We start from the raw sequence: 25476 nt of genomic DNA, 5'->3' as shown, positions 1-25476 counted from the left end.
TATATGTTTTTTAATATGGACAAAAAGCGCCGTCAAGCGCGGCTTTCTACTGAGGCGTGCCATGCGGCAACGGTGATTTTTGACGGCTCGACGTTCGGGTACCCAGCAGGTATCGTCACCCGGCACGGCCGCCAGTCTGTGCGAATGCAGGCGAGCGGCTGCAAGAAAAACGGCAATCGAAGCGCAATAACGTACTACCACGGAACCTTCATGGGCGATTCTTCTCAAGGCGCGGCATCGGGCGAGATGCAAGGCAACGCGCGGGCCAACGGCGTGCCGCGGCTCGCGCTGACCGGCATCACGAAGCAGTATCCGGCCGTGCGCGCCAACGACGACGTCACGCTCACGGTCGCGCCCGGCGAAATTCACGCGCTGCTCGGCGAAAACGGCGCGGGCAAGAGCACGCTCATGAAGATCGTCTACGGCGCGGTGCGGCCCGACGCGGGCGAAATCCGCTGGGAAGGGCAGCCCGTGGAGATCGCGAGCCCGGCGGCGGCGCGCAAGCTCGGCATCGGCATGGTGTTCCAGCACTTCTCGTTGTTCGAGACCTTGACCGTGGGCGAGAACATCGCGCTCTCGCTCGACGAACCGTTCGATCTGAAAGCGCTGGCCGCGCGCATTCGCGAGGTGTCGGGGCAATACGGGCTCGACGTCGACCCGCAACGCCACGTGCATAGCCTCACGGTGGGCGAGCGCCAGCGCGTGGAAATCGTGCGCTGCCTGTTGCAGAACCCGCGTCTGCTGATCATGGACGAGCCCACTTCCGTGCTCACGCCGCAAGCGGTGCGCAAGCTGTTCGGCACGCTGCGCCGGCTCGCTTCGGAAGGGTGCAGCATTCTCTACATCAGCCACAAGCTCGACGAGATTCAGGAACTCTGCGACACGGCCACGGTGCTGCGCGGCGGCAAGGTCACGGGGCATGTCACGCCGCGCGAGGAAACCCATGCCTCGCTCGCGCGGCTCATGGTCGGGCGCGAGTTGCCCGATTACACGCGCCGCGCGCATACGCCGGGCGCCGTGCTGCTCGACGTGAAGCATCTGTCGATGCCGAGCGACGATCCGTTCGGCACCTCGCTTGCCGATGTTTCGTTCAGCGTGCATGCGGGCGAGATTTTCGGCATCGCGGGCGTTTCGGGCAACGGCCAGGCCGAACTGCTGGCCGCGCTGTCCGGCGAAGCGCAAGCGGGCCGCCATCACGTTGCCGCCGACGCGGTCTCGATCTGCGGCAAACCCGCGGGCCGGCTCACGGCGGGTGCGCGGCGCAAGCTCGGCTTCGCGTTCGTGCCCGAGGAGCGCTTGGGGCGCGGCGCGGTTCCCGCGATGTCGCTTGCCGAAAACGCGCTGCTCACGGCGCATCGCGAAGGCATGGTGCGTTCGGGCTGGCTCAAGACGGGCGCGATGCGCGCGTTCGCGCAGCGCTGCATCGGCGCGTTCGACGTGCGCTGCGGCGGGCCGGACGCGCTTGCGCAAAGCCTCTCGGGCGGCAACCTGCAAAAGTTCATCGTCGGGCGGGAGATCCTGCAAGCGCCGAAAGTGCTCGTGGTCGCGCAGCCCACATGGGGCGTGGACGTGGGCGCGGCCACGTTCATCCGTCAGCAGTTGCTCGATCTTTCGGCGCGCGGCGTGGCGATTCTCGTGATCTCCGAGGAACTCGAGGAACTGTTCGACATCTGCGATCGCATTGCCGTGCTCGCGGGCGGACGTCTCTCGCCGGCGCGCTTGACGGGCGAAACCAACGCCGAGGAAATCGGCCGCTGGATGGCGGGGCTGTTCGGCGATCGCGCGGCTCACGGCGGCGATCAGGGCAATCATCAGGACAACGAACCGCCCGCGCAATCCGTGGCGCACGCCTGAACAAAAAAGCCAGTCACGAGACCGACCACCGACTTTACACCATGATCTTTCCGTATCGACTCGAAGCCCGCACGGCGCCCTCGCGCACGGTGCGCATTGCCGTGCCGCTGATCGCGGCCGCGCTCACGCTCGCCATCGGCTTTCTGATTTTCGGCCTCGTGGGCCGCGATCCCGTGCAGGCGATGCACGCGTTCTTCATCGACCCGCTTTCGAGCGTCAACGGCTGGAGCGAACTGCTGCTCAAGGCCTCGCCGCTGTGTCTCATCGCGCTGGGACTCGCCGCGGGTTATCGCGCGAACGTCTGGAACATCGGTGCGGAAGGGCAAATGGTGCTCGGCGGCATCGCGGCAAGCGGCGTGGCGATCTACTTCGATCAAGCCACGGGATGGTGGATTCTCTTCCTGATGATGATCGCGGGCGTGGCCGGCGGCATGGCGTGGGCCGCGATTCCCGCCTGGCTCAAGAGCCGCTTCAACACCAACGAGATTCTCACGAGCCTCATGCTCACCTACGTGGCCACGCAGTTGCTGATCTGGCTCGTGAGCGGTCCGTGGCGCGACCCGAACGGCATGAACTTTCCGCTTTCGGAGATGTTCGGCGGCGACGCGCTGTATCCCACTTTCGGCGGCGACTGGCGCATTCACTGGCTGCGCGGCACGCGCCTGAACGCGTCGATCTTCCTCACGCTCGCGGCCATTCCGCTCGTGTGGCTGTTCATGCGCCGCAGCTTCGCGGGCTATCGCATGAGCGTGGGCGGCCTCGCGCCGCTTGCCGCGCGCTACGCCGGTTTCTCGGAGAAAAAAACCATCTGGACTTCGCTGCTGCTTTCGGGCGGCCTCGCCGGGCTTGCGGGCATGGGCGAGATTGCCGGGCCGATCGGCCAGCTTCAGGCCACCTGGTCGCCGGGCTACGGCTTCACGGCGATCATCGTCGTGTTCGTCGGGCGGCTGCATCCGGTCGGCATCGTGCTCGCGAGCCTCTTGATGGCGCTGCTATACCTCGGCGGCGAAGCGGTGCAAACCTCGCTGCAACTGCCGCAGGCGCTTTCGGGCGTGTTCCAGGGGCTGCTGCTTTTCTGCCTGCTCGGCGCGGACCTGTTCGTGAACTATCGCGTGCGCCGCCGTCATGCCGTCATCGAAAACACCACGAAACAAGCTTAACGCCATGGATATCCAGCAAGCCAGCTCGCTCGCATCGAGCGCCGTCACCGCCGCCATTCCGCTCATGTTCGCGGGCGTGGGCGAACTCGTCACGGAGAAGTCGGGCGTGCTCAATCTCGGCGTCGAAGGGATGATGCTGATGGGCGCCGTCACCGGCTATGCCGTCACCACGATCACGGGCAATCCGTGGCTCGGCCTGCTCGCCGGCATGGGGGCCGGCGTGGCGATGGCGCTGCTGTTCGGCTTTCTCACGCTCACCCTGCTCGCCAATCAGGTGGCCACGGGTCTTTCGCTGACGATCTTCGGCGTCGGGCTTTCGGCGTATGTGGGCAAGCCCTACACCTCGGCCGCGACCTCCGCGACGATCGCCGCATGGCCGATTCCGGGCCTTTCGCACTTGCCTGTGGCCGGGCCGGCGCTTTTCAGCCTCACGCCCGTTGACTATCTCGCGTTCGTCATGTTCGCCGTGGTCGGCTGGTTTCTGTATCGCACGCGCGCGGGGCTCGTGCTGCGCTCGGTGGGCGAGTCGCCGCAGGTCGCGCATTCGGTGGGCTTTCCGGTGATTGGCGTGCGCTACGGCGCAACGGCCTTCGGCGGCGCGATGGCGGGCCTCGCGGGCAGCTATTACTCGGTCGTGCAACTGCATCTCTGGCAGGAGCAGATCACGGCCGGGCGCGGCTGGATCGCGCTCGCGCTCGTGGTGTTCGCGACGTGGCGCCCGGGCCGTCTGTTGATCGGCGCATTGCTGTTCGGCGCGGTCACGGGCGCGCAGTTTTACGCGCAAGCCGTGGGCGTTCCGGTGCCCACGCAGTTTCTCGCCATGCTGCCCTATGTCGCGACGGTCGTCGTGCTCGTGCTCATCTCGCGCAATCCCAACACCATACGGCTCAACGCGCCGGCTTCGCTCGGCAAGCCCTTTTTTGGCGCGGCGTAGCGCGGTGACCTTCTGCGCGGCACGAATGCACAAAATACGCATACCTAACGATTGCACTTATCGCATGACCATTCACGACAGGAGATCCACGATGAAAAAAACCATCCTGACCGCTTTCGCCGTTGCCGCCGCGTGCGGCACGGTGGCGCTCGCGAGCACGGCGAATGCCGCCGCTGCGCCGGGCGTCGCGTTCGTCTATCTCGGCAATCCGGGCGATGCCGGCTGGACCTACGCGCACGATCAGGGCTCCAGGGCGGCCGAGCAGAAGTTCGGCAGCAAGATCAAGGTCACGCGCGTGGAAAACGTGCCGGAATCGGCGGATTCGGAGCGCGTGTTCCGCGACCTCGCGAGCAAGGGCAACAAGATCATTTTCGGTTCGAGCTTCGGTTATCAGGACTTCGAACTAAAAGTCGCGAAGGACTTCCCCGATACGGTGTTCCTGCACGCAACGGGCTACAAGAAGGCGCCCAACTTCGGCACCTATGACGTGCGCATGTATCAGGGCGCGTATCTCGCCGGCGTTGCGGCGGGTTATGCGACCAAGACCAACACGCTCGGCTTCGTGGCTTCGGTGCCGATTCCCGAGGTGGTGCGCAACATCAACGCGTACACGCTGGGCGCGCGCTCGGTGAATCCGAAGGTGCATACCAAGGTCATCTGGATCAATAGCTGGTTCGATCCGGGCAAGGAAAAGCAGGCCGCCGAAACGCTGATCGGGCAGGGCGCCGACGTGCTGCTGCAAAACACCGATTCGAGCGCGACGCTCGCCACCGCCGAAGAGAAGCACGTACACGCGTTCGGCTGGGATTCGAACATGAAGAAGTTCGGCCCGCACGCGCATCTGGGCTCGGTGGAGGCGAACTGGGGCGTTTATTACACGGCCGTGATCCAGCAGGTGCTGGACGGCAAGTGGAAAAACGATCCGGTGTGGTGGGGCATTCCGCAGAAGGCCGTCGATCTCGGCGACGTGAACACGGCCGATCTGTCCGCCGATGCGCAAAAGGCCGTGGCCGCGAAGCGCGAAGCCATCGCGGGCGGCAAGTGGGACGTGTTCACGGGCCCGATCAAGGATCAGACGGGTGCGGTGAAGGTGCCGGCCGGCAAGACGCTGACCGACCCGGAACTGCAACGCCTGAACTGGTACGTCGAAGGCGTGGACGGTTCGCTGCCGAAGTAAAACGCCGGAGCGCGCGCGGCCGCCGACGCGGCGCGCGCGTGGACGCGTGCGTTCCATGCGGCTGCGTCCGGCTTTACCCGCGTTTCATCCGACGATTCGCATCGACCGGATGCAAAACGGCTGCGCGACGCCCTTGCGGCTCGCGCAGCCGTTTTCGCTTCCATGCGTGGCGAAAAAGCGTCAATCGTCGATGCGGATACCGACCTTGATCGTTACCTGCCAGTAAGAAATCTGATCGTTTTCGATCAAACCGCGCGTTTCCACGACTTCGAACCAGTGCAACTGGCGCAGCGTTTTCGAGGCGCGCGTGATGGCGCACCGGATGGCGTCGTCGCTCGACACCCTGGACGAGCCGGTCAGCTCGATCTGCTTGTAGACGTGGTCGCTCATGAGTGGGTCTCCTCGCGGGGCGCGAACGTGAAGCCGGAATAGGGAATCGGGAATCGGGATGTGGGGCGTCGACAGTCATAGATAGCGGAACGAAACGCCGCCGCCTAGGTAAAGCAAACCCTGACGCGGGTTCGGACGGCCTCGCGCGCAGCGATCGGTGTAAGAAGGCTGCGCCATCGCGCTTGACCGATGCGCCAAAACCTCGGCAAACGCGGCCAATGGCGTGGCCGCCGCACGGGCGCGCGCCTTGCGTCGCCTCGCGGCATGGCCGCGCTCGCAATAGGCAGAAGCGGGGGCTTTGGCGCTTTCACATTCCCCACGCTCGCGTATGTCATGCTTTACGCCGCAGGCGAGCCGCGAACGGGCGAAGGCGCGTGACAGGGCGTGACCAGACGCGAGTTCCGGCGCAAGGCAAAGCGCGCCCCAAAATGCATCGCAAAACGCGATCCGCGCCCGATTTTTTCGCCATGCGGGGACCGGCGCCGGCGCATCGCATTCGGCCCCTTGCCCCGACTCGCCCGCGCGCCAACTGCCATAACCTGCTAAAATTACAGGTTTTTCGTCGATCTATTTTCGGGACGCGCTGTGCTCTCTACCGCCAACATCACCATGCAATTCGGGCCGAAGCCCTTGTTCGAGAACATCTCGGTCAAATTCGGCGAAGGCAACCGCTATGGCCTGATCGGCGCGAACGGTTGCGGCAAGTCCACGTTCATGAAGATTCTGGGCGGCGACCTGGAGCAAAGCTCGGGCAACGTCATCCTCGAACCGAACGTGCGCCTCGGCAAGCTGCGCCAGGACCAGTTCGCGTACGAAGACGTGCGCGTGCTCGACGTCGTCATGATGGGCCACACCGAAATGTGGGCCGCGATGAGCGAGCGCGACGCGATCTACGCGAACCCCGAGGCCACCGACGACGACTACATGCATGCCGCCGACCTCGAAGCGAAGTTCGCCGAGTACGACGGCTACACGGCCGAGGCGCGCGCGGGCGAGCTGCTGCTCGGCATCGGCATCGGCACGGAATTCCACAACGGACCGATGAGCGGCGTGGCGCCCGGCTGGAAGCTGCGCGTGCTGCTCGCGCAGGCGCTGTTCTCGAAGCCCGACGTTCTGCTGCTCGACGAACCCACCAACAACCTCGACATCAACTCGATCCGCTGGCTGGAAGATGTTCTGAACGAGTACAACTCGACCATGATCATCATTTCCCACGATCGGCACTTCCTGAACCAGGTCTGCACGCACATGGCGGACATGGACTACGGCACGCTGAAGGTCTGGCCCGGCAACTACGACGACTACATGCTCGCTTCGGCGCAGGCGCGCGAACGTCAGCAGGCCGCCAACCAGAAGGCCAAGGAGCGCGTGGCCGATTTGCAGGACTTCGTGCGCCGCTTCTCGGCGAACAAGTCGAAGGCGCGCCAGGCGACCAGCCGCCTGAAAATGATCGACAAGATCAAGATCGAGGAATTCAAGCCTTCGTCGCGCCAGAATCCGTTCATCCGTTTCGAGTTCGAGAAGAAGCTGCACAACATCGTCGTGGTCGCCGAAGAGATCACGAAGAAGTACGACCGCACCATCTTCAGCAAATTCGGCATCAGCGTGCAGCCGGGCGAGCGCATCGCGATCATCGGCGAAAACGGCGCGGGCAAGACCACGCTGCTGCGCTCGCTGCTCGGTAACGTCGCGCTCGACGCCGGTTCGGTGAAGTGGGCCGAAAACGCCAACGTCGGCTATATGCCGCAGGACACGTACGAAGAGTTCCCGAGCGACGTCACGCTGATGGACTGGATCGACCAGTACCGCCAGGAAGGCGACGACGAGCAGTCGGTGCGCGGCACGCTGGGCCGTCTGCTGTTCAACGCCGACGACATCCGCAAATCGGTCAAGGTGCTGTCGGGCGGCGAGAAGGGCCGCATGATCTGGGGCAAGCTGATGCTCGGCCGCCACAACGTGCTGCTCATGGACGAGCCGACGAACCACATGGACATGGAGTCGATCGAGTCGCTACAGATCGCGCTGGAAAAGTTCGAAGGCACGCTGATTTTCGTGTCGCACGACCGCGAATTCGTGAACGGTCTCGCGAACCGCATCATCGAAGTGAAAACCGACGGCAAGATCAACGATTACAGCGGCAATTACGAGGACTTCCTGGCAAGCCAGGGCCTGCAGTGATCCTTTGCCGCAGCGGCAATGCGAAACGGGCGACGCTGGCAACGTCGCCCGTTTTTCTTTTCGAAGCCGCCCGCGCGGCCGCCGTCGGCTTCAATCGCTGTACTGCATGCCCTTCCCGAAAGCCATCGGCAAGGCTTCACGTCGTTGCAAATCCTTTCGCTTCACGTGTTGATATAGATCACGCATTCTCAAGCCCGACTCGCCGCTGGACGCTTATTTTGAGAAAAGGCAAGGTTTTCCGGCCATGGCGCGCGACCATTAGCGCTTTGTCATCGACTAAAGCCAGGCGGGTCATCATGTTTCCTACACACTCCTTCGCGCCACTCGAAATTCGCGGCCGTCAACTGCTGCCCATCGTGCAGGGCGGCATGGGCGTCGGCATTTCGGCGCACCGGCTCGCGGGCAGCGTCGCGCGCGAAGGCGCGCTCGGCACCATCGCCAGCATCGACCTGCGCCATCATCACGGCGACCTCATGGAGATGTGCCGCGCCGACCCTACGCATGAAACGCTCGCCCGCGCGAACCTCGTCGCGCTCGGCCGCGAGATCGCCGCGGCGCGCAAGCTCGCGGGCGGCAACGGCATGATCGCCGTGAACGTGATGAAAGCCGTGAACGCGCACGCCGACTACGTGCGCGCGGCCTGCGAGCACGGCGCCGACGCCATCGTGATGGGCGCCGGGTTGCCGCTCGATCTGCCCGACCTCACGGCGGGCGTGAACATCGCGCTCGTGCCGATTCTTTCGGACGCGCGCGGCGTGGCGCTCGTGCTCAAGAAGTGGATGAAGAAAGGCCGGTTGCCCGACGCCATCGTGATCGAGCATCCGGCGCACGCGGGCGGCCACCTCGGCGTGACCGACATTGCCGACATGGGCAACGAACGCTTTGGTTTCGCGCAGATTTTCGAGGAGCTGGAGGGCGTTTATGCGTCGCTCGGCATCACGCGGCGCGAGGTGCCGCTCGTGGTCGCGGGCGGCGTCAACAGTTACGAGACCGTGCGCAAGTGGCTGCAAGCGGGCGCCAACGGCGTGCAGATCGGCACGCCCTTCGCGGTGACGGAGGAGGGCGACGCACATCCGAACTTCAAGCGCGTGCTCGCCGACGCGCAGCCCGAGGACATCGTCGAATTCGTGAGCGTGACGGGTTTGCCCGCGCGCGCCGTCAAGACGCCGTGGCTCGAACGCTATCTGCGCAACGAATCGCGCATCCGCATGAAGATCGGCTCGCTCAAGCTTGCGTGCCCGACCGGGCTCGAATGCCTGTCGGCGTGCGGACTGCGCGACGGCATCGAAAAATTCGGCCACTTCTGCATCGACACGCGTCTTGCCGCCGCCTTGCGTGGCGATATCGCGAACGGCCTGTTCTTCCGCGGCCGCGAAGCGCTGCCGTTCGGCAACGCGATTCGCAGCGTGCGCGACCTGCTCGAACTGCTGCTCACGGGTGTGGCGCGACCGGCGGTCGCACCGCGTGCGGCGTTCGCCCTCGCTTGATAAACCTCAAAGCTGTGCCGCACCCCGTCTCTGACAATTTGTAGGTAGCAGGAATCGTACGAAGCAGATAAACAGAACGGGGAATCACCATGCAAGCAATCACCAAAATCGCCGCCGCCGCGGCACTCGCAATGGGCGCGGCCTTTTTTGCCGCGCCGGCCAGCGCCGCCGGCTCGCCCGACACGGGCATTTACGCGGGCGACTGGCTCGTGCGTCTGCGTGCGATCACCATCGCGCCGGACGCGCGCGCAAGCGGCACGCTCGACGCCCTCGGCGCGGACGTGAACAACGCCACCGTGCCGGAGCTGGACTTCACCTACATGATGACGGACGCGCTGGGCGTCGAGCTGATTCTCGGCACGTCGCGCAATCACGTGACGTCGAAGATCGGCGACCTCGGCGGCGTCGGCGTGCTGCCTCCCACGCTGCTGTTGCAGTACCACTTCAACAACGCGGGCAAGGTGCGGCCGTACGTGGGCGCGGGCATGAACTACACGCTGTTCTACAACAACGGTCTGCACGCGGGCGACGAGTCCGTGTCGATCAACAACCACAGTTTCGGTCCCGCGCTACAGTTCGGCATCGACTTTCAGGTGTCGAAGCGCGTGTTCGTGAACGCGGATATCAAGAAGATCTGGATGCACACCGACGCGTCGCTCGGGGGAACGCCGCTCGGCACGCTGCATATCGATCCGCTCGTGGTGGGCCTGGGCGTCGGCATGAAGTTCTGACGCTGCCTGCCTCACTCGGAACGCCGGCTCGTCCGGCGTTTTTTATTGCTCAACGCCCGGCTTGGGCGCGGTCCTTCTGAAAACGCATGGCGGTGCCGTCGCGCTTGATGCGCTCCCACACGGCCTGTTTTTCCTCGTCGGTCATGAACACCCAGTTGGACACTTCCATCGCGGTGCGGCCGCAGCCTTTGCAGATGTCGTCGAATAGCGTCGAACAGACGCCGATGCACGGGCTGTCGGGGAGATCGTGAAGGTTGGATGCCATTGATGAGCCTTGGGGCGGGATGCCGGGCGCCGCGCCGTGCGGGCGCGCCGGGCAAAAGCGGAAACTGGAGCGGTGCGAAACCCCCCCATGTTAACCGATCCGCGCGAGCCGGCCGGTCGCGCGAGCGGCGCAAGCCCGCTGCAAGCTTGGCCGAAGCGGGCGTCGGGCATATGGCGCAAGCCGGTGCGGCGACTGCGCTCGTGCGTTGCGCATCGCGGTCCCAGGGCACGCCGCGCCACGCGGTCAACCGGGACATCACCCCAGCGGTTTTTTATGGACACGGGCCGGGAAACGGCTAAAATTGCGCGCGATTTACCGTCGGCGCGCAGCGCGCCGGGTCGCGGGCGGGTATGTTCCGTTTGCGCGACAGACCGGCGTTTTTTTTGTCCGGTAGCGGGTTTGATGGTAGGTTCGGTAAATTCTGGGGGTCGCGCAAGGCGCGGCATCGAGCGAGGCAGGCGTCCGGCTGGGCCGGAAAGGATCGGAGAACGGAATGAAGAAAGGGGTGGTGGCGCAACTGGCTGTGCTCGCGCTGTGCGCGGCACCGTGGATGACGTCGGTGGCGAAAGACACGCAACTGAACGTGTACAACTGGTCCGATTACATCGCCAAAGACACGATTCCGAACTTCACGAAGCAAACCGGCATCAACGTCAAGTACGACAACTACGACAGCGACGACACGCTTCAGGCCAAGCTGCTCGCCGGCAATTCGGGGTACGACATCGTTGTGCCGACCAGCAACTACGCGGGCAAGCAGATCGCCGCCGGCATTTTCTCGCCGCTCGACAAGTCGAAGATTCCCAATCTCAAGTATCTCGATCCGCAACTGATGGCGCTCGTCGCCGGCGCGGACCCGGGCAACAAGTACGCGGTGCCGTGGGCATACGGCACGACGGGCCTCGCCTACAACGTGACGAAGGCGCAGCAGATTCTTGGCAAGAACGTGCCGCTCGACAACTGGGACATTCTCTTCAAGCCCGAGAACATCTCGAAGCTGAAGGCCTGCGGCGTGTCCGTGCTCGACGCGCCGGACCAGATGTTCGCGGCCGCGCTGCACTACATCGGCAAGGACCCGCTCTCGACGAATCCGGATGACTATCGCGCCGCGCTCGCGATGATGAAGAAGATCCGTCCGTACATCACGCAGTTCAACTCGTCGGGCTATATCAACGACCTCGTGGGCGGCGATGTCTGCTTCGCCTATGGCTGGTCGGGCGACGTCGTGATCGCCAAGCACCGCGCGCTCGAGGCGAAGAAGCCGTACAAGATCGAGTACTACATTCCGAAGGGCGGCGCGCCGATCTGGTTCGACGTGATGACGATCCCGAAGGACGCGCAGCACAAGGACGCGGCCGAGCAGTGGATCAACTACATCGAGACGCCGCAGGTTCACGCCGCGATCACCAACGCCGTGTACTACCCGAGCGCGAACGCGGAGGCACGCAAGTACGTCGACAAGGACATCGCGAACGATCCGGCCGTGTACCCGCCGGCGGACGTGCTCAAGACGCTGTTCCTGCTCAAGCCGCTGCCGCCCGAGATCCAGCGCCTGCAAACGCGTCTGTGGACCGAGTTCAAGTCGGGCCGCTGATGCCTCCGGCACGGCGCGCGCAAGCCGTCTGAAGCGTTTTACCCGAGCCCTCGGCATGCCGCCGGGGGCTTTGTTCGTCAACTCCCGACCAGCAACAAGGCAGGGCAGAGAGAATCATGAGTGACCAGTCGAGCGCGCCGGCAGCGGCCGATGCGCTGCCTTCGGGCTTCGCCGCGGCCAACGGTGCCGGTTCCGCCGCGGAAAACTTCGTGCAGGTCGTCGACGTCGTCAAGAAGTTCGGCGAAACGACGGCCGTCAAGGGCGTCAATCTTTCGGTGAAAAAGGGTGAGCTGTTCGCGCTGCTCGGCAGCTCGGGCTGCGGCAAGTCCACCTTGCTGCGCATGCTCGCGGGTCTGGAAACCGTCACTTCGGGCAAGATCCTGATCGACGGCGAGGATCTCGCGACGCTGCCGCCGTATCGCCGTCCGGTCAACATGATGTTCCAGTCGTATGCGCTCTTTCCGCACATGACCGTGGAGTCCAACGTCGCGTTCGGGCTGCGTCAGGAAGGCGTGAAGAAGGCCGAGCTTCAGGAGCGCGTGGCCAATGCGCTCGAACTCGTGCAGATGTCGCGTTTCGCGAAGCGCAAGCCGCATCAGCTTTCGGGCGGCCAGCAGCAGCGCGTGGCGCTTGCGCGCTCGCTCGTGAAGCGCCCGAAGCTGCTGCTGCTCGACGAACCCATGTCGGCGCTCGACAAGCAGATTCGCCAGCGCACGCAAATCGAACTCGTCAACATTCTCGACAAGGTCGGCGTCACCTGCATCATGGTCACGCACGACCAGGAAGAAGCGATGACGATGGCCGGGCGCCTCGCGGTGATGAGCGAAGGCGAGATCGTGCAGCTCGGCACGCCGAACGAGGTCTACGAATACCCGAACAGCCGTTTTTCGGCGGAATTCATCGGCTCGACCAATCTGTTCGACGGCAACGTGGTCGAGGACGAACCCGATCACGTGTTCGTCGAATCGCCGGACCTGACCGTGCGTCTGTACGTGAACCACGGCATCACCGGGCCGCTCGGCATGCCGGTGACGATCTCGGTGCGCCCCGAGCGCATCGCGCTCACGCGCAAGCCGCCCGAAGGCACGTTCAACTGGGGCCGCGGCGTCGTCAAGAACATTGCGTACATGGGCGGCTATTCGCTGTATCACGTCAAGCTCGATTCGGGCAAAACCGTGGTCGCGAACATGTCGAGCCTCGCGCTCTCCGAGATCGACTCGCCCACTTGGGAGGACGAGGTCTACGTGCGCTGGAGCGCCTCGGCCGGGGTGGTGCTGACGTCATGAGCGCCACGGTCAAGGACATCCTGCATTGGCCGGTCAAGCGCTTCAATCTGACCGGCCGCACGGCCGTGGTGGCGGGCCCGTTCTTCTGGCTGCTGCTGTTCTTCCTCGTGCCGTTCATCCTGGTGGTGAAGATCAGCTTCGCCGACCAGCAGCTCGGCATTCCGCCGTACACGGAACTCACGTCGTTCGCCGACGGCGTGTGGCACGTCGCGCTCGACTTCTCGCACTACGCGTTCCTGTTCCAGGACAGCCTGTACTTCGCGACCTACGTGAATTCGGTGGTCGTGGCGGCAATTTCCACGCTGCTGTGCCTGCTCATCGGCTATCCGATGGCGTACTACATTGCGCGCTCGAATCCGGCCTCGCGCAACATTCTGATGATGGCGGTGATGCTGCCGTTCTGGACCTCGTTCCTGATTCGCGTGTACGCCTGGATCGGCATTCTCAAGAATAACGGACTCCTGAACAATTTCCTGATGTCGATCGGCGTCATTCATACGCCGCTGGAGCTGTATCACACGAATACGGCCGTTTATATCGGCATGGTGTATTCGTACCTGCCGTTTCTCGTGATGCCGCTCTACGCGCACCTCGTGAAGATGGATCTCACGCTGCTCGAGGCCGCCTACGATCTGGGCGCGAAACCGTGGCGCGCGTTCGTCGAGATCACGCTGCCGCTTTCGAAGAACGGCATCATCGCGGGTTGCCTGCTCGTGTTCATTCCGGCGGTGGGCGAGTACGTGATTCCCGAACTGCTCGGCGGCGCGAACACGCTGATGATCGGCCGCGTCATGTGGAACGAGTTCTTCGACAACGCCGACTGGCCGATGGCCTCCGCCGTGACCTGCGCGATGGTGCTGCTGCTGCTCGTGCCGATGGCGCTGTTCCAGCACTTTCAGGCAAAGGAACTGGAGGGCCGCGGCAAATGAAGCCGAATCGCGTGTTGCAATGGATCGCGCTCGGCTTGGGCTTCGCGTTCCTTTATATTCCTATCGTCAGCCTGGTCGTCTATTCGTTCAACGAGTCGCAGCTCGTGACCGTGTGGACGCACTTCTCCACGCGCTGGTACGCCGCGCTGCTGCAAGACGACGAACTGATCGCGGCCGCCTGGCTTTCGCTGCGCGTCGCGCTGATGACGGCGTTCGCCTCGGTCATCATCGGTACGTGGGCAGGTTTCGTGCTTGCGCGCATGGGGCGCTTTCGCGGCTTCACGCTCTACACGGGCATGATCAACGCGCCGCTCGTGATTCCCGAAGTGATCCAGGGCATTTCGCTGCTGCTGCTGTTCGTGGAAATGGGCAAGCTGTTCGGCTGGCCCGCCGGGCGCGGCGTGTTCACGATCTGGATCGGCCATGTCATGCTGTGCATTTCGTATGTCGCGATCATCGTGCAGTCGCGCGTGCGCGAGCTGAATCCGTCGCTCGAAGAAGCGGCGCTCGATCTCGGCGCGACGCCGTTCAAGGTGTTCTTCCAGATCACGCTGCCGCTCATTTCGCAGGCGTTGGCGGCGGGCTGGCTGTTGTCGTTCACGCTGTCGATCGACGACCTCGTGCTGTCCGCATTTCTCTCGGGGCCCGGTTCGACCACCTTGCCGCTCGTCGTGTTCTCGCGCGTGCGTCTGGGCCTGAACCCGGAGATGAATGCGCTCGCCACGCTCTTTATCGCCGTGGTGACGGTGGGCGTGATCGCCGGCAATCATTTCATGCAGCGCGCGGAGCGCAGGCGGATGCAGATGGCGGTCTGATCCGGCGAATGCCAGGCGAAAACGGCGTGCGGACCGCAACGGTTTGCGCGCCGTTTTATTTTCTCGTCGCAAGAGGCCGGCTTTCACCAAGCTTTCCAACGTGCTTTCCAACGCGCGCTGGCCCACTTCCGGCGCGGCCGATTTCGCGCGCGAAGGGCGCCACAGGCTATGATCGGGGACGCGCTGTCAGAGCGGCGGGACACGCCGCGGGATTCACATGATCGAAGCATTTTTGGCCCAGGGCACGCCGGTCGTGCTCTGGCAGCAACTGATCCAGCTCTGGGAGCTGATCGTGATGGTGTGCCGTTTCCTGTGGGGCTTGCTGATGCTCCTTGGAGGCGGCTCGTAAAAACACGACACGAGGGCAGACGATGACCGACGATTCCACCCGGCGCTTCACCGACCGGGTTGCAGACTACGTGAAATTCCGGCCCGCTTACCCGCGCGAAGTGGCGACCTTCGTGCATGTCGAACTCGGCGTGGCGCCGGGCGCGCCCGTGGCGGACATCGGTGCCGGCACGGGCCTTTCCACCAAACTCTTTCTCGACGCGGGGCACCCCGTCACGGCCGTCGAGCCGAACGACGCGATGCGTGCCGCCGCCGACGCTTTTCTCGCCGATTACGCGAAACAGGGGCGTTACCGCAGCGTCGCAGGCACGGCTGAGGCCACCACGCTCGCCGACGAAAGCGTCGACCTCGTGGGCGTCGCGCAGGCGTTCCACTGGTTCCGCAAAGCCGAAACGCAGCGCGAGTTCGCGCGCATCCTCAAGCCGCGCGGCAAGATCGTGCTGTTCTGGAGCAGCCGCTTGCTGACGGGATCGGCATTTCTCGAAGGCTACGAGGCGCTCTTGCAGCGCTTTTGCCCCGATTATGCCGAAGTCGCCGAGACCTATCCCACCGCGGCCGCGATGGCCGACTGGTTCGGCGCGGGCTTCGAGCATCAAACCGTGTTTCCGAACGCGCAATTGCTCGATTTCGAGAGCTTGCGCGGGCGGCTCATGTCGTCGTCGTATGCGCCGCAGGCAGGCGACGAACGTCATGCGCCGATGCTCGCCGCGCTGCGCGAACTCTTCGACGCGACGCAGCAGGAAGGCCGCGTGAACTTCGCCTACGAAACGCGCGTGTACGCCGGGCGGCCGCTGCGCGCGTGAGCCGGCGCGCGGGCCGACGCGCATTCGCCGATTTGCGCGGCGTCAGCGCTCGAATTCGTAGTCGTCGAGACGCACGCGCCGCGTGAGACGCCGGAACGCGAACGAGAAGCCAGGCCACAGCGTCGTGTTCTTGCCCGCTTGCGTGAGGTAATAGCTGCGGCAACCCGACTGCCACACGGTGCGTGTGAAGCGCGCCTGCAAACGCGCGTTCCAGGCGCGTTGCGCGTCGGCGCGCACCTGCATCGTTCGCGCGCCCCGGCGTTGCAGCGCGCGGATGCAATCGGCGATATAGCGGATATGCGACTCGATCATGAAGATCATCGAGTTGTGCCCGAGTGCCGTGTTCGGCCCGATCACGAAGAAGAGGTTGGGAAAGCCCGCGACGCTCGCGCCCAGGTACGCCTCGGGACCGTCGCGCCGCCACGTTTCGCCGAGATCGCGTCCGCCAATGCCTTTCACTTCGAACGGCGTATCCACGTCGTTGACCGCGAAGCCGGTGCCGCAAATGATCGCGTCGAAGGCGCGATGCCGGCCGTCCACGGTGACGATGCCGTCGGCGACGATTTCGCGAATCGCGCCGCTCACCAGTTCGACGTTGGGCTGCGCGAGCGCCGGATAATAGTCGCTCGAAATCAACACGCGCTTGCAGCCGAGCACGTAATCGGGCGTGAGCCGCGCGCGCAGCGCGGCGTCTTTCACCTTGCGCGCGAGATAGCTGCGCGCGAAATTCGTCGGCGCTTTCAGAAGGCGCGGTTCGACCGCGAAAGCGAGCGCTCGCGATTCGAGTTGCCAGTAAATGGCCGCGCGCGTCATGCGCTGTGCGAACGGCAGGTGTCGATACAGCCGGCGCATCCGTTCGCCGATTGGACGATCGCGGCGCGGCATGATCCACGGCGGCGTGCGCTGAAAGACGGCGAGCTGCGCGACGCGCGGCTGGATCTGCGGCACGAACTGGATCGCGCTCGCCCCGGTGCCGATCACGGCGACGCGCTGGCCGTCGAGCGCATAGCCGTGGTCCCAGCGCGCCGAATGAAAGCGCTTGCCCTGGAAACGCTCGATGCCGGGAATGCTCGGCCACGCCGGGCGCGACAGCGGCCCGTTCGCGGCGATCACGATATCGGCTTCGACGGTCTCCACGTTCTCCGCGGCGCGCGCATCGCGCACGATTTCCACGTTCCAGATGCCGCGCACCTCGTTAAAGCGCGCCGCGCGCACGCGCGAGCGAAACGCGATAAAGCGCTCGACATCGTATTTACGCGCGCAGTGGCGCAAATAATCGAGAATTTCGTGCTGCGGCGCGTAAGTGCGCGTCCAGGCGGGATTCGGCTCGAACGAAAACGAGTAGAGGTGCGAGGGGATGTCGCACGCGGCGCCGGGGTAGGCGTTGTCGCGCCATGTTCCGCCGAGGCTTTCGGCGGCTTCGTAGAGCGTGAACGATTCGATGCCCATGCGGCGCAGCGCGATGGCCATGCCGATGCCCGAAAAGCCGCTGCCGATAATGGCGATGCGTGGAGTGGCCATGTGGGCGTCCGTCGTGTGTCGATTTCGGGCAACGCGCGTTCGTGCGCCGAAGCAAAACGGGCTCCGCGAGGGAGCCCGTCGTTGCAGCGGCGTGCGTGTTGTTTACGAGTTGTTCCAGTCGTCGGAACTGTCGTTGCTGCCGAGGTCCATTCCGCCGCCGCCCGAGCCGTCGTCCCAGTCGTTCGAGCCTTGACCGAAGTCAAGACCGCCGCCGCCACCGCCGTCGCGCGGCACGCGGCGGCCGTCGTCGTCGACGTAGACATCGCGCTCGATCACGCGGTCGCGGCCGTGGTTCAGCGCCTCGCCGAGCAGCACGCCCGTGAGCAGACCGCCCATGCCGCCCATGCCGCCGCCGCCTTGCTGCACGATGACCTGCGGCGGTTGCTGCGGTGCCTGCGGCGGGTATTGCGGTTGACGGCCGAACGCGGCGTCGGCTTCGCGCGCGTACGCGGAATTGCTGCCGTAGTCGGGGCCGGGAGCGGGTTGCGCGTTCGGGTCGGGACGGCCTTCGGCACGCGCCTTGAGGCTCGCGAACTGGCGCTCGAGATCCTCGATTTCATAAGGCGGACGCGGATTCGCGCTGTTCGAGAGCGTTTCGACCGTCGTGCGCAACTGCGCTTCGAGCCCTTCGACTTCCTTTTCGAGCGCTTCGTGACCCGGCGCCGTCGAGAGCTTCACGTCGAGCTTGAGCGAGCGCACGCCGTTGAGCAGCTCGGTCGCGCGCTTCAACTGATCGCGGCGGTCGTCGCCGGCCTTGGCGTCTTCGGTCGATTTCGCGCGGCGCAAGGTCCAGCGCAGCACGAGCGCAATGCCGATCACGACGATCGCGAGCCCGATCCACAAGCCCATGCCTGGACCGTGGCGTTGCGGCGCGGCGGCTGGCGCCATCGCGGCGGTTTGCTGTTGCTGCGCGAACGGATTGCCGGCGCGGCTAGTGGTGGTCGCGCCGGCGCGCTCGGCGTCGGAGCGGATCTTCGCTTCCACTTGCGCGAAGCGCTGCGGCTGCGTGAAACGCACTTGCGGATCGAGCGACTTCGCCTTTTCGACCTGCGTGAGCGCGTCCGCGTAGCGGCCTTCGCGATCGAGCACCTGCGCGTAGAGATAGTGCGCGCGGGCGTTGTCGGGATGGGCCTGAAGGACTTCGGTCAAGCCGGAGTCCGCGCGCTGCCAGTCGCCTTGCGACATCGCCGATTCGATCTGCTGCACGCTCGGCACCGCGAACGCGAGGCCGCTGAAGGCGGTGAGCGAAACGGCCAGCGAGACGCAGGCTGCGGCAAGAAACTTTTTCATGTTGCAGGCCGGGCGCATTAACGCCCGTCTCCATGGCATTCGTTACGAGGATGCGGCGCCAGGCGTCGGCGCCCGAAACGGTCGAGCACGGCCCATGCCGCGCCGCATCCGGTACTTCAGTGCAACCGCGCGGCGTTACTGCGCCGGCGTGTTCAACTGCTTTTTCAGCGCTTCGAGACGCTCGTCCACCGACGGGCCTTTGTTCAGCGCCGCGAGCTTGTCGTCGAGGGCCTTGCCGCTCGACGTGTCGGCGGAATTCAAGCGGGCGTCCGAGCGGGCGTTCGAAAGGTTGACCTTATCTTCGAGCTTGTCGAAATCGGCCGACAGATTCTTGCCGCCGATACCGCCGAGCGCCGTGGCCGCCACGTCCTTCGCCTGCGCGATCTGCTGCTTCGCTTGCAGGATGTTCGAGCGCGCATTGAGGTCGTTGCGGCGTGCGCGCATGTCGTCGATCTGTTGCTTGAGCTGGTCGACCGACGGTTCGAGCTTCGCGAGTTCGGCGGCGAGCGCGTCGCGTTCGGCTTCGGCGGTTTGCTGCGCGCCCAGGGCTTCGCGAGCGAGCGCTTCGTCGCCGGACTGGAGCGCGCGCTTCGCGCCGTCTTCGTATTTTTTCGCCTTGTCGGCGGCCACGTCGCGCTTGCTTTGCTGCGTCGCGACCTGAGCCTGGATTTCGACGAGCGAGTTCTCGGCGCGGCCGATACTGTCGTCGAGCTCGCGCACGATCTGGCGCGCGTCGCGCGACGGGTCCTGGACCGAGTCGGCGGCGTCGTTGAGCAGGCCCTTGACCGTGCGGGAGATGGAGTCGAAAAGCGACATGGATTCCTCCAGTGAAATGAGATCGGCTTCAGCGAGCCGAGGTGCGTGCATGCAGCGAACGCTCGGGCGGGGCGAGCCGGAAATTCCGGTGGATGGCAGCGGTTTTCACGCGAATTTTCCAGCGAATTTTCCAGCTTACGCCGCTTTGCGCACGTTGCGCATGCAGCGCGAAAATCGGGGCGAACACGGCGATTGCAAGAGCGCCTGGGCTGGCCGTCGCGGCGTTCGCGCGTTCCTCGCGATGGTGCCTGCCGGGCCGTGGCCGTTTCAGACAAGACTGTCATCGCTCGCGGATATTACACCACGGCCCATCTTAAAAGGGACTTAAAGGATGCGCATGAGCGCGAGGCGCGAGGCGGCTTCCCGCGACTGATTCGGGACGAATTCGGGCGCCGCATGCCGCCGCTCCGGGCGATCGCCGGGACGGTGGAAGCGCCGCGGCGCGCGCGAAATCGTCAGGCGAATTTTCCGCCCTCGGGCGCGGCGTCGTCGCCGTGCGCGTCGCCGTCGCTCGTGCCGGTTTCGCGGCGGCGACGCAAAAAACCCGTCGCGCCGAGCGGCTGCAACGGTTCCGGCGGCGCCGCGGCCTGCACGGCCCGATCCGCGTCGAACGGCGCGTGCCCGGATTCGCCGTGGGCGTTGGCCTCGGCCTCGGCGTTCAGGCGCGCGAAGGCCTGCGCGATTTCGCGCTCGGCGCGAGCCACGCCGCTCAGGCGGGTTTCGTCCGCGAGTTCGTCCGTGCCGTCGCTGTCGAACGCACCGGCGAGCGAGGAGGGCGCGGTTTCTTCTTCCGCCGTGCGGGCTTCGTCGACACCGGCTTCGTCAAGCTGCGTCGCGGCGCTGGCCGGTCGAGCCGTGCGACCCGCGCGCAGCGGCTTCGCGGCCTTTTGCAGCGCTTGCGCCAGCGCGTCGGGCTGGCGCGGCGCGTTCAGTCTGTCGACGATGCTCGCCGCCTTGACCTGATCGCTCGTCGCGCTGAATGCCATCACGGCGCGCCGCATCAATTCGCTGAGGCTGATGCCAAGCTCATCGGCGGTGGCGGAAATCGCGCGCTTCTGTGCGGGCGTGACGAAGACGACGATGCGTTCGCTAGGCTTGTTCATGGTCCGCGCGCCGGTTGGCTTCGTGCTTCGATGAGGAGGGTTCCTGTCGTGCCGACGAAGGAAAATGCAAGGTGAGCACACAGGCGCACGACGCGCACGGGCGCAAACCTTTTCAGCAGATCTGACAGAAAGCGGTGGCAGATCTTTCATCATAAGGCGGACGCGCCGATCTGCAACCGCAAGCTGCCCGCGAGGAAAACGTGAGTGCGCAACGATATGCCAAAAGTTATCCGGTTCGCGCGAAACGGCTTTCCATGTGCGGCGGCTGACGAAATTTTTCGCGCATAAACTGCCGCTTGGCGCAAGGCGCTGGCTCCCATCGCAAAAAAACGGGCGCAAAGGCTTCTCCAGGAAACTCTTACAAAAAAAGCCCGACTCGCTGTGCGTGAATTCTTTAGAATGCGCTGTTACATTTGCGGTGTCGCCTGAACGGGGCGCTCGCTTATGTGGCGCGCCGTCAGTTCAAGGCGTGCCGCGCGACCGGACGGGGGCGTTGCCGGTCGCGCCGCGTCGCCGCAAGCCGTATCCGGCGACGCCGTGCCGTACCGGCGCCATGACGCCATGATCGAGATCCATGCGCGCGAGCCGCGCAGCCGGTGTGCAAAGACACGCCAATCATTCCAGTCATGCCTATCATCAAACGACCGCCTTCACCGCAGTACCCGAACGACGATCGGGAACCCTCCTTTAACAACGGACGCCAGCCGCCGCGCCGCAACGATCCACCACGGGGCGGGGGCGGCAACGCACGCTCGGGCGGTTCGGGGGGCGACGGCCGGCGCCGGCGCTCGCTCGGCGCGTCGATCGCACTGTGGTTTGTCGCGCTTGTCGCGACTTGCCTCGTGGTGGGCGCGCTCGTCGTGGGCTATGCGCTCGTGGTGATGGGGCCGCAACTGCCTTCGCTCGACGCGCTCACGAACTACCAGCCGAAGGTGCCGCTGCGCATCTACACGGCCGACCACGTGATGATCGGCGAGTTCGGCGAGGAGCGGCGCCAGCTCGTGCGCTTCCAGGACATTCCGGACGTGCAGAAGAAAGCGGTGCTCGCCATCGAGGACTATCGCTTCTACGAGCACGGCGGCGTGGACTTCGTCGGCATCCTGCGCGCGGGCATCACCGACCTGATGCACGGCGGCGCCTCGCAGGGCGCAAGCACGATCACGATGCAGGTCGCGCGCAACTTCTTCCTGTCGAGCGAAAAGACCTACACGCGCAAGATCTACGAGATGCTGCTCGCGTACAAGATCGAACGCGCACTCACGAAGGACCAGATTCTCGAGCTGTACATGAACCAGATTTATCTGGGGCAGCGAGCTTACGGCTTCTCGGCGGCGGCGCGCGTGTATTTCGGCAAGGACCTCAAGGACATCACGCTCGCGCAGGCCGCGATGCTCGCGGGCTTACCGAAGGCGCCGTCGGCCTATAACCCGATCGTCAATCCGCATCGCGCGAAGATTCGCCAGGAGTACATCCTCAAGCGCATGCTCGATCTCGGCTACATCAACCAGGCGCAGTACGACGAGGCGATCAAGGAACCGATCGTGACCAGAACGGCCGGCACCGAGTACAGCGTACACGCGGAATACGTCGCGGAAATGGTGCGCCAGATGATGTACGCGCAGTACAAGGACGAAACGTACACGCGCGGCCTGACGGTCACGACCACGATCGATTCCGCCGATCAGGACGCCGCTTACGCCGCGGTGCGCAAGGGCGTGATGGACTACGAGCGGCGCCACGGCTATCGCGGGCCGGAAGGCTTCGTGCAGTTGCCGGCTGCCGGCGACGACCGCGACCAGGCGATCGACGACGCGCTCACCGATCATCCGGACAACGGCGACATCGTCTCGGCCGTGGTGACGGACGCGGGCCCGAAGGCGGTGACGGCGCAACTGCTCGACGGCACCAGCGTGAAGGTGACGGGCGACGGACTGCGCTTCGTCGCGGCCGCGTTGTCGCCGCGCGCTTCGCAGGCGCTGCATATTCGCGCGGGCTCGATCGTGCGCCTGATCGCGGACGCGAAGGGCAACTGGCAGATCACGCAGTTGCCGCAGGTGGAAGGCGCGCTGATTTCGCTCACGCCGCAAGACGGCGCGATTCGCGCGCTGATCGGCGGCTTCGACTTCAACAAGAACAAGTTCAACCACGTCACGCAGGCGTGGCGGCAGCCGGGTTCGAGCTTCAAGCCGTTCATCTATTCGGCGTCGCTCGAAAAGGGCCTGGGACCGGCGACGATCATCAACGACGCGCCGCTGTACTTCCCGCCCAGCACGCCGGGCGGCGAGGCGTGGGAACCGAAGGACGACGATCAGCCCGACGGCCCGATGCCGATGCGCCTCGCGTTGCAGAAGTCGAAGAACCTCGTGTCGATCCGCATCCTGTCGTACATCGGCACGAAGTACGCGCAGGATTACGTGACGCAGCGTTTCGGCTTCGACGCGGACAAGACGCCGCCGTATCTGCCGATGGCGCTGGGCGCGGGGCTCGTTACGCCGTTGCAGTCGGCGGGCGCGTACTCGGTGTTCGCGAACGGCGGCTATCGCATCAATCCGTATCTGATCGCCGAAGTCGACGATGCGCACGGCCAGCCGATTCTGCGCGCGCAGCCGCTCGTGGCAGGCCGCAACGCGCCGCAGACGCTTTCGCCGCGCAACGCCTATGTGATGAACAGCCTGCTGCACTCGGTCGCGACGGCGGGCACGGGCGCGGGCACCAACGTGCTGCATCGCGACGATCTGCAAGGCAAGACGGGTACGACGAACGACGCGCACGACGGTTGGTTCGCCGGGTATCAGCGTTCGCTCGTGGCGGTGGCGTGGATGGGTTACGACCAGCCGAAAAGCCTGGGCAGCCGCGAATTCGGCGCGCAGCTTGCGTTGCCGATCTGGGTGGAATACATGCAGCGCGCGCTGCGCGGCGTGCCGCAAGAGGAGCCGCCGATGCCAGTAGGACTCACGACGCTCAACGGCGAGCTGTACTTCTCCGACATGACGCCGGGCAACGGCTTTGTTTCGGCGATCGGTCTGGATTCCGCGAATGCGGCCGGCGCGGCCAGCGATGCGAGCGGCGCGACGGGTTCGATGGGTCCGGGCGGCATGACGCCGCCCAACGTGACCAACTCCGAAAAGCAGCAGATCATGGATTTGTTCGAGACGAACAAGCCTTGAGTCGAGCGAATCGGCCACATAGGTGATGTGAGAAAACACGGCGCGTCGGCAACGGCGCGCCGTGTTTTTGTTTGGGCCTGGAATTGTGTTGCGGGACAAGAGGTTGCGAAGGATGTCCAGCCGCCTGCGTGCGGGTTCACGCACTTCAGTCCATGTCATGCTGACCGATGGACCAACCGCGGACTATTGCTATGCCATGTTCGATCTGGCGACCGGTCGCGTGACCGGCACGTTTGCGGGCAGCGGCGCCTGGAAACTCGCCAGCGCATCGTGCTTGCCGCTCGCAGCAGGCTGGTTTGAATGCAGGATCAGCGGGATCGTGACTTCCGCGAGCCTAATTCGCGGGACGACCTATATGGTCACGGGCGGGGCGCACAGCTATACGGGCGATGGAATGTCCTGGCTGCTACATGGTGGGTCCCAACTCGAATCCGGCATGCCAACCAGCTATATCCCGACCACTAACATGGCGGCCACACGTGCCGCCGACTACCTCGCAACAAGTGACTTGTCTTTCCTCGATCCGCAAAACGGTACGCTTGTATTCGACGGCTCGATTCAGGGGGTGTCGGGCGGCGGCGTGTTCGCCTTCAGTCCCGATGACGGCACGAACAACGGTATCGGCCTGTACAAGACCAACGGCAACGGCAACTTGACCGCCTACAGCGGCAGCGCTACGGGCACGAACCTGGGCCTCGCCGTCTCGGACGGCCAGCGCTTCAGAGGGGGTATCGCGTGGAGCGGAGCTGGTGCGTCCGCCAGCGCCAGCGTGAACGGACTTAAACCCGTAGCCGTGACGGGGGCAGAGGCGGTGAAGGCGAAAGAACTGTGCCTTGGCGGCGCGCGGACTTGCCAGTTCGCATCGAACGTGCTGGTACGGTCGCTCACGTACTGGCCGAGGCGGTTGACGGATGCGGAGCTGGAGGCGGCGACCATGCCGCCATAATCCAGCCTCAACGCGCTATTTGATGGCTGGTGGTGTGCCGCTCAGAGCCGCCTTGATGTCGATCGAGACCGCACCTGTTGCAGCCAGCCCTGCTCGCGGCCCCGTAAGCGGCTTGCCCGTGGACTTTAGTAGCTGTGCAAGCGATGCCACGGAAGGTGCATCCCCAAATTTCTGTCGTAGCACGGCGAACGCACCCGCAACCTGGGGCGCTGAAAATGACGTTCCCCAAAATGTACCTGTGCCGCCAGGACCATACGGCAGGAAGATGAAGTCACCACTTGCGCGGTTAGCGGTGCCAACCGGTGCGAAAAGGCTGGTACGTTGCGATATGTTTGAATAGCTCGCCGGTAGTGTCGGGTTCACGACACCCGTTGCACCGACAGCAATAACGTTACTGCCGCATGTCCACGTACCGGTCCCGTTTACAGCATCATTGCCCGCCGACATCACTACGGCAATGCCCTTCGCCCGAAGCTCGCCAGCAATCTGGTCAATCTGGGCACCGATACTTCCGGTTGCGCAGGGCAGGTCTCCCGCGATGGATGCGCCGTTGGTGGAAATGCTGACCGCCGCGATTTTAGGGTTGTAGATGCCCCTGGTAAGCATGATCCTGTTTACGTAGTTAAGTGCATCCACAATAGATTGCCCTGGCCAGCCCGCTGAGTACCCGGCCATACCTTCC

The 25476-nt window shown here is 64.6% G+C and carries 23 protein-coding genes; 16 read left to right on the top strand and 7 right to left on the bottom strand.

Translation table 11 applies throughout. The features are described 5' to 3' along the window. Nucleotides 1-210: 210 nt before the first annotated feature. The 4 genes from U5805_RS13585 to U5805_RS13570 all read left to right on the top strand — a co-directional run bounded on the left by U5805_RS13585 (nucleotide 211) and on the right by U5805_RS13570 (nucleotide 5125). The gene (locus U5805_RS13585) at nucleotides 211-1854 is read left to right on the top strand and encodes an ABC transporter ATP-binding protein (RefSeq protein WP_415914594.1); all 1644 of its coding nucleotides are present in this window, start codon (nucleotides 211-213) and stop codon (nucleotides 1852-1854) included. Between the two features lie 41 nt (nucleotides 1855-1895). Continuing rightward, nucleotides 1896-3014, top strand: coding sequence for an ABC transporter permease (locus tag U5805_RS13580; protein ID WP_322103995.1), 1119 nt, complete (start codon nucleotides 1896-1898; stop codon nucleotides 3012-3014). A 4-nt stretch (nucleotides 3015-3018) separates the two neighbouring features. After that, a complete protein-coding gene (locus U5805_RS13575; RefSeq protein WP_322103994.1) occupies nucleotides 3019-3948 on the top strand; it encodes an ABC transporter permease in 930 nt (309 codons plus the stop codon). Between the two features lie 91 nt (nucleotides 3949-4039). Further along, nucleotides 4040-5125: a BMP family ABC transporter substrate-binding protein gene (locus tag U5805_RS13570; protein ID WP_322103993.1), complete on the top strand. Its 1086-nt coding sequence runs from the start codon at nucleotides 4040-4042 to the stop codon at nucleotides 5123-5125. A gap of 180 nt (nucleotides 5126-5305) precedes the next feature. On the opposite strand, the gene U5805_RS13565 is transcribed toward U5805_RS13570, so the two are convergent. Continuing rightward, on the bottom strand, nucleotides 5306-5515 hold the full coding sequence (locus U5805_RS13565; protein WP_322103992.1) for a dodecin: 210 nt from the start codon (nucleotides 5513-5515) through the stop codon (nucleotides 5306-5308). Nucleotides 5516-6100: 585 nt separating this feature from the next. Here U5805_RS13565 and U5805_RS13560 point away from each other — a divergent pair. From U5805_RS13560 to U5805_RS13550, 3 genes are all read left to right on the top strand, one after another. Then, a complete protein-coding gene (locus U5805_RS13560; protein WP_322103991.1) occupies nucleotides 6101-7693 on the top strand; it encodes an ABC-F family ATPase in 1593 nt (530 codons plus the stop codon). 296 nt (nucleotides 7694-7989) lie between these two features. Further along, a complete protein-coding gene (locus U5805_RS13555) occupies nucleotides 7990-9180 on the top strand; it encodes a nitronate monooxygenase family protein (protein ID WP_322103990.1) in 1191 nt (396 codons plus the stop codon). An 89-nt stretch (nucleotides 9181-9269) separates the two neighbouring features. Next, entirely contained in the window at nucleotides 9270-9911 is a 642-nt protein-coding gene (locus tag U5805_RS13550; RefSeq protein WP_415914593.1) for an OmpW/AlkL family protein, read from the top strand. Nucleotides 9912-9960: 49 nt separating this feature from the next. Here U5805_RS13550 and U5805_RS13545 read toward each other — a convergent pair whose 3' ends face one another. After that, nucleotides 9961-10176, bottom strand: coding sequence for a DUF1289 domain-containing protein (locus U5805_RS13545; protein WP_322103989.1), 216 nt, complete (start codon nucleotides 10174-10176; stop codon nucleotides 9961-9963). A 493-nt stretch (nucleotides 10177-10669) separates the two neighbouring features. On the opposite strand from U5805_RS13545, the gene U5805_RS13540 reads away from it, so the two are divergent. The 6 genes from U5805_RS13540 to U5805_RS13515 all read left to right on the top strand — a co-directional run bounded on the left by U5805_RS13540 (nucleotide 10670) and on the right by U5805_RS13515 (nucleotide 15951). Continuing rightward, nucleotides 10670-11770, top strand: a complete 1101-nt coding sequence (locus tag U5805_RS13540; protein WP_322103988.1) for a polyamine ABC transporter substrate-binding protein — start codon at nucleotides 10670-10672, stop codon at nucleotides 11768-11770. 116 nt (nucleotides 11771-11886) lie between these two features. Further along, on the top strand, nucleotides 11887-13056 hold the full coding sequence (locus U5805_RS13535; RefSeq protein ID WP_322103987.1) for an ABC transporter ATP-binding protein: 1170 nt from the start codon (nucleotides 11887-11889) through the stop codon (nucleotides 13054-13056). After that, complete coding sequence (locus U5805_RS13530; protein ID WP_322103986.1) at nucleotides 13053-13985, top strand: ABC transporter permease subunit; 933 nt, start codon at nucleotides 13053-13055, stop codon at nucleotides 13983-13985. The genes U5805_RS13535 and U5805_RS13530 overlap by 4 nt, the downstream gene beginning before the upstream one ends. Beyond that, nucleotides 13982-14800: an ABC transporter permease subunit gene (locus U5805_RS13525; RefSeq protein WP_322103985.1), complete on the top strand. Its 819-nt coding sequence runs from the start codon at nucleotides 13982-13984 to the stop codon at nucleotides 14798-14800. The genes U5805_RS13530 and U5805_RS13525 overlap by 4 nt, the downstream gene beginning before the upstream one ends. Before the next feature lie 217 nt (nucleotides 14801-15017). Then, nucleotides 15018-15149: a hypothetical protein gene (locus tag U5805_RS13520; RefSeq protein WP_322103984.1), complete on the top strand. Its 132-nt coding sequence runs from the start codon at nucleotides 15018-15020 to the stop codon at nucleotides 15147-15149. A 22-nt stretch (nucleotides 15150-15171) separates the two neighbouring features. Then, complete coding sequence (locus U5805_RS13515; protein ID WP_322103983.1) at nucleotides 15172-15951, top strand: class I SAM-dependent methyltransferase; 780 nt, start codon at nucleotides 15172-15174, stop codon at nucleotides 15949-15951. A gap of 42 nt (nucleotides 15952-15993) precedes the next feature. On the opposite strand, the gene U5805_RS13510 is transcribed toward U5805_RS13515, so the two are convergent. The 3 genes from U5805_RS13510 to U5805_RS13500 form a co-directional block, all read right to left on the bottom strand. Further along, nucleotides 15994-17472 carry an NAD(P)/FAD-dependent oxidoreductase gene (locus U5805_RS13510; RefSeq protein ID WP_322103982.1) on the bottom strand — a complete coding sequence of 493 codons (1479 nt, stop codon included), beginning with the start codon at nucleotides 17470-17472 and terminating at the stop codon, nucleotides 15994-15996. A gap of 102 nt (nucleotides 17473-17574) precedes the next feature. Further along, nucleotides 17575-18762 (bottom strand): tetratricopeptide repeat protein, encoded by a 1188-nt coding sequence (locus tag U5805_RS13505; RefSeq protein WP_322103981.1) that lies wholly within the window; start codon nucleotides 18760-18762, stop codon nucleotides 17575-17577. A gap of 135 nt (nucleotides 18763-18897) precedes the next feature. Then, complete coding sequence (locus tag U5805_RS13500; protein ID WP_158949876.1) at nucleotides 18898-19578, bottom strand: PspA/IM30 family protein; 681 nt, start codon at nucleotides 19576-19578, stop codon at nucleotides 18898-18900. Between the two features lie 49 nt (nucleotides 19579-19627). Here U5805_RS13500 and U5805_RS13495 point away from each other — a divergent pair, with 49 nt between their 5' ends. Then, complete coding sequence (locus tag U5805_RS13495; RefSeq protein ID WP_322103980.1) at nucleotides 19628-19906, top strand: hypothetical protein; 279 nt, start codon at nucleotides 19628-19630, stop codon at nucleotides 19904-19906. Nucleotides 19907-20033: 127 nt separating this feature from the next. Here the strand turns inward: U5805_RS13495 and U5805_RS13490 are convergent, their stop codons facing one another. After that, entirely contained in the window at nucleotides 20034-21020 is a 987-nt protein-coding gene (locus U5805_RS13490) for a hypothetical protein (protein WP_322103979.1), read from the bottom strand. Between the two features lie 287 nt (nucleotides 21021-21307). On the opposite strand from U5805_RS13490, the gene U5805_RS13485 reads away from it, so the two are divergent. Both U5805_RS13485 and U5805_RS13480 read left to right on the top strand, forming a co-directional pair. Further along, a complete protein-coding gene (locus tag U5805_RS13485) occupies nucleotides 21308-23848 on the top strand; it encodes a penicillin-binding protein 1A (RefSeq protein ID WP_322103978.1) in 2541 nt (846 codons plus the stop codon). 112 nt (nucleotides 23849-23960) lie between these two features. Next, complete coding sequence (locus U5805_RS13480) at nucleotides 23961-24794, top strand: phage head spike fiber domain-containing protein (protein WP_322103977.1); 834 nt, start codon at nucleotides 23961-23963, stop codon at nucleotides 24792-24794. Between the two features lie 15 nt (nucleotides 24795-24809). Here U5805_RS13480 and U5805_RS13475 read toward each other — a convergent pair. Beyond that, nucleotides 24810-25476 (bottom strand): S8 family serine peptidase (locus U5805_RS13475; protein ID WP_322103976.1); only part of this gene is annotated, 667 nt, incomplete at its 5' end.

This window comes from Paraburkholderia sp. J41 (genome assembly GCF_905220235.1).
In the GTDB taxonomy this organism is placed as follows: Bacteria; Pseudomonadota; Gammaproteobacteria; order Burkholderiales; family Burkholderiaceae; genus Paraburkholderia.
Note: the sequence above shows the minus strand (reverse complement) of the source record. Positions and strands in the feature narration are given on the sequence as shown.

Coding starts and splice junctions, on each gene's coding strand:
- U5805_RS13585 (WP_415914594.1), top strand. CDS start 211: ATGGGCGATTCTTCTCAAGGCGCGGCATCGGGCGAGATGCAAGGCAAC.
- U5805_RS13580 (WP_322103995.1), top strand. CDS start 1,896: ATGATCTTTCCGTATCGACTCGAAGCCCGCACGGCGCCCTCGCGCACG.
- U5805_RS13575 (WP_322103994.1), top strand. CDS start 3,019: ATGGATATCCAGCAAGCCAGCTCGCTCGCATCGAGCGCCGTCACCGCC.
- U5805_RS13570 (WP_322103993.1), top strand. CDS start 4,040: ATGAAAAAAACCATCCTGACCGCTTTCGCCGTTGCCGCCGCGTGCGGC.
- U5805_RS13565 (WP_322103992.1), bottom strand. CDS start 5,515: ATGAGCGACCACGTCTACAAGCAGATCGAGCTGACCGGCTCGTCCAGG.
- U5805_RS13555 (WP_322103990.1), top strand. CDS start 7,990: ATGTTTCCTACACACTCCTTCGCGCCACTCGAAATTCGCGGCCGTCAA.
- U5805_RS13550 (WP_415914593.1), top strand. CDS start 9,270: ATGCAAGCAATCACCAAAATCGCCGCCGCCGCGGCACTCGCAATGGGC.
- U5805_RS13545 (WP_322103989.1), bottom strand. CDS start 10,176: ATGGCATCCAACCTTCACGATCTCCCCGACAGCCCGTGCATCGGCGTC.
- U5805_RS13540 (WP_322103988.1), top strand. CDS start 10,670: ATGAAGAAAGGGGTGGTGGCGCAACTGGCTGTGCTCGCGCTGTGCGCG.
- U5805_RS13535 (WP_322103987.1), top strand. CDS start 11,887: ATGAGTGACCAGTCGAGCGCGCCGGCAGCGGCCGATGCGCTGCCTTCG.
- U5805_RS13530 (WP_322103986.1), top strand. CDS start 13,053: ATGAGCGCCACGGTCAAGGACATCCTGCATTGGCCGGTCAAGCGCTTC.
- U5805_RS13525 (WP_322103985.1), top strand. CDS start 13,982: ATGAAGCCGAATCGCGTGTTGCAATGGATCGCGCTCGGCTTGGGCTTC.
- U5805_RS13520 (WP_322103984.1), top strand. CDS start 15,018: ATGATCGAAGCATTTTTGGCCCAGGGCACGCCGGTCGTGCTCTGGCAG.
- U5805_RS13515 (WP_322103983.1), top strand. CDS start 15,172: ATGACCGACGATTCCACCCGGCGCTTCACCGACCGGGTTGCAGACTAC.
- U5805_RS13510 (WP_322103982.1), bottom strand. CDS start 17,472: ATGGCCACTCCACGCATCGCCATTATCGGCAGCGGCTTTTCGGGCATC.
- U5805_RS13505 (WP_322103981.1), bottom strand. CDS start 18,762: ATGAAAAAGTTTCTTGCCGCAGCCTGCGTCTCGCTGGCCGTTTCGCTC.
- U5805_RS13500 (WP_158949876.1), bottom strand. CDS start 19,578: ATGTCGCTTTTCGACTCCATCTCCCGCACGGTCAAGGGCCTGCTCAAC.
- U5805_RS13495 (WP_322103980.1), top strand. CDS start 19,628: ATGCAGCGAACGCTCGGGCGGGGCGAGCCGGAAATTCCGGTGGATGGC.
- U5805_RS13485 (WP_322103978.1), top strand. CDS start 21,308: ATGCCTATCATCAAACGACCGCCTTCACCGCAGTACCCGAACGACGAT.
- U5805_RS13480 (WP_322103977.1), top strand. CDS start 23,961: ATGTCCAGCCGCCTGCGTGCGGGTTCACGCACTTCAGTCCATGTCATG.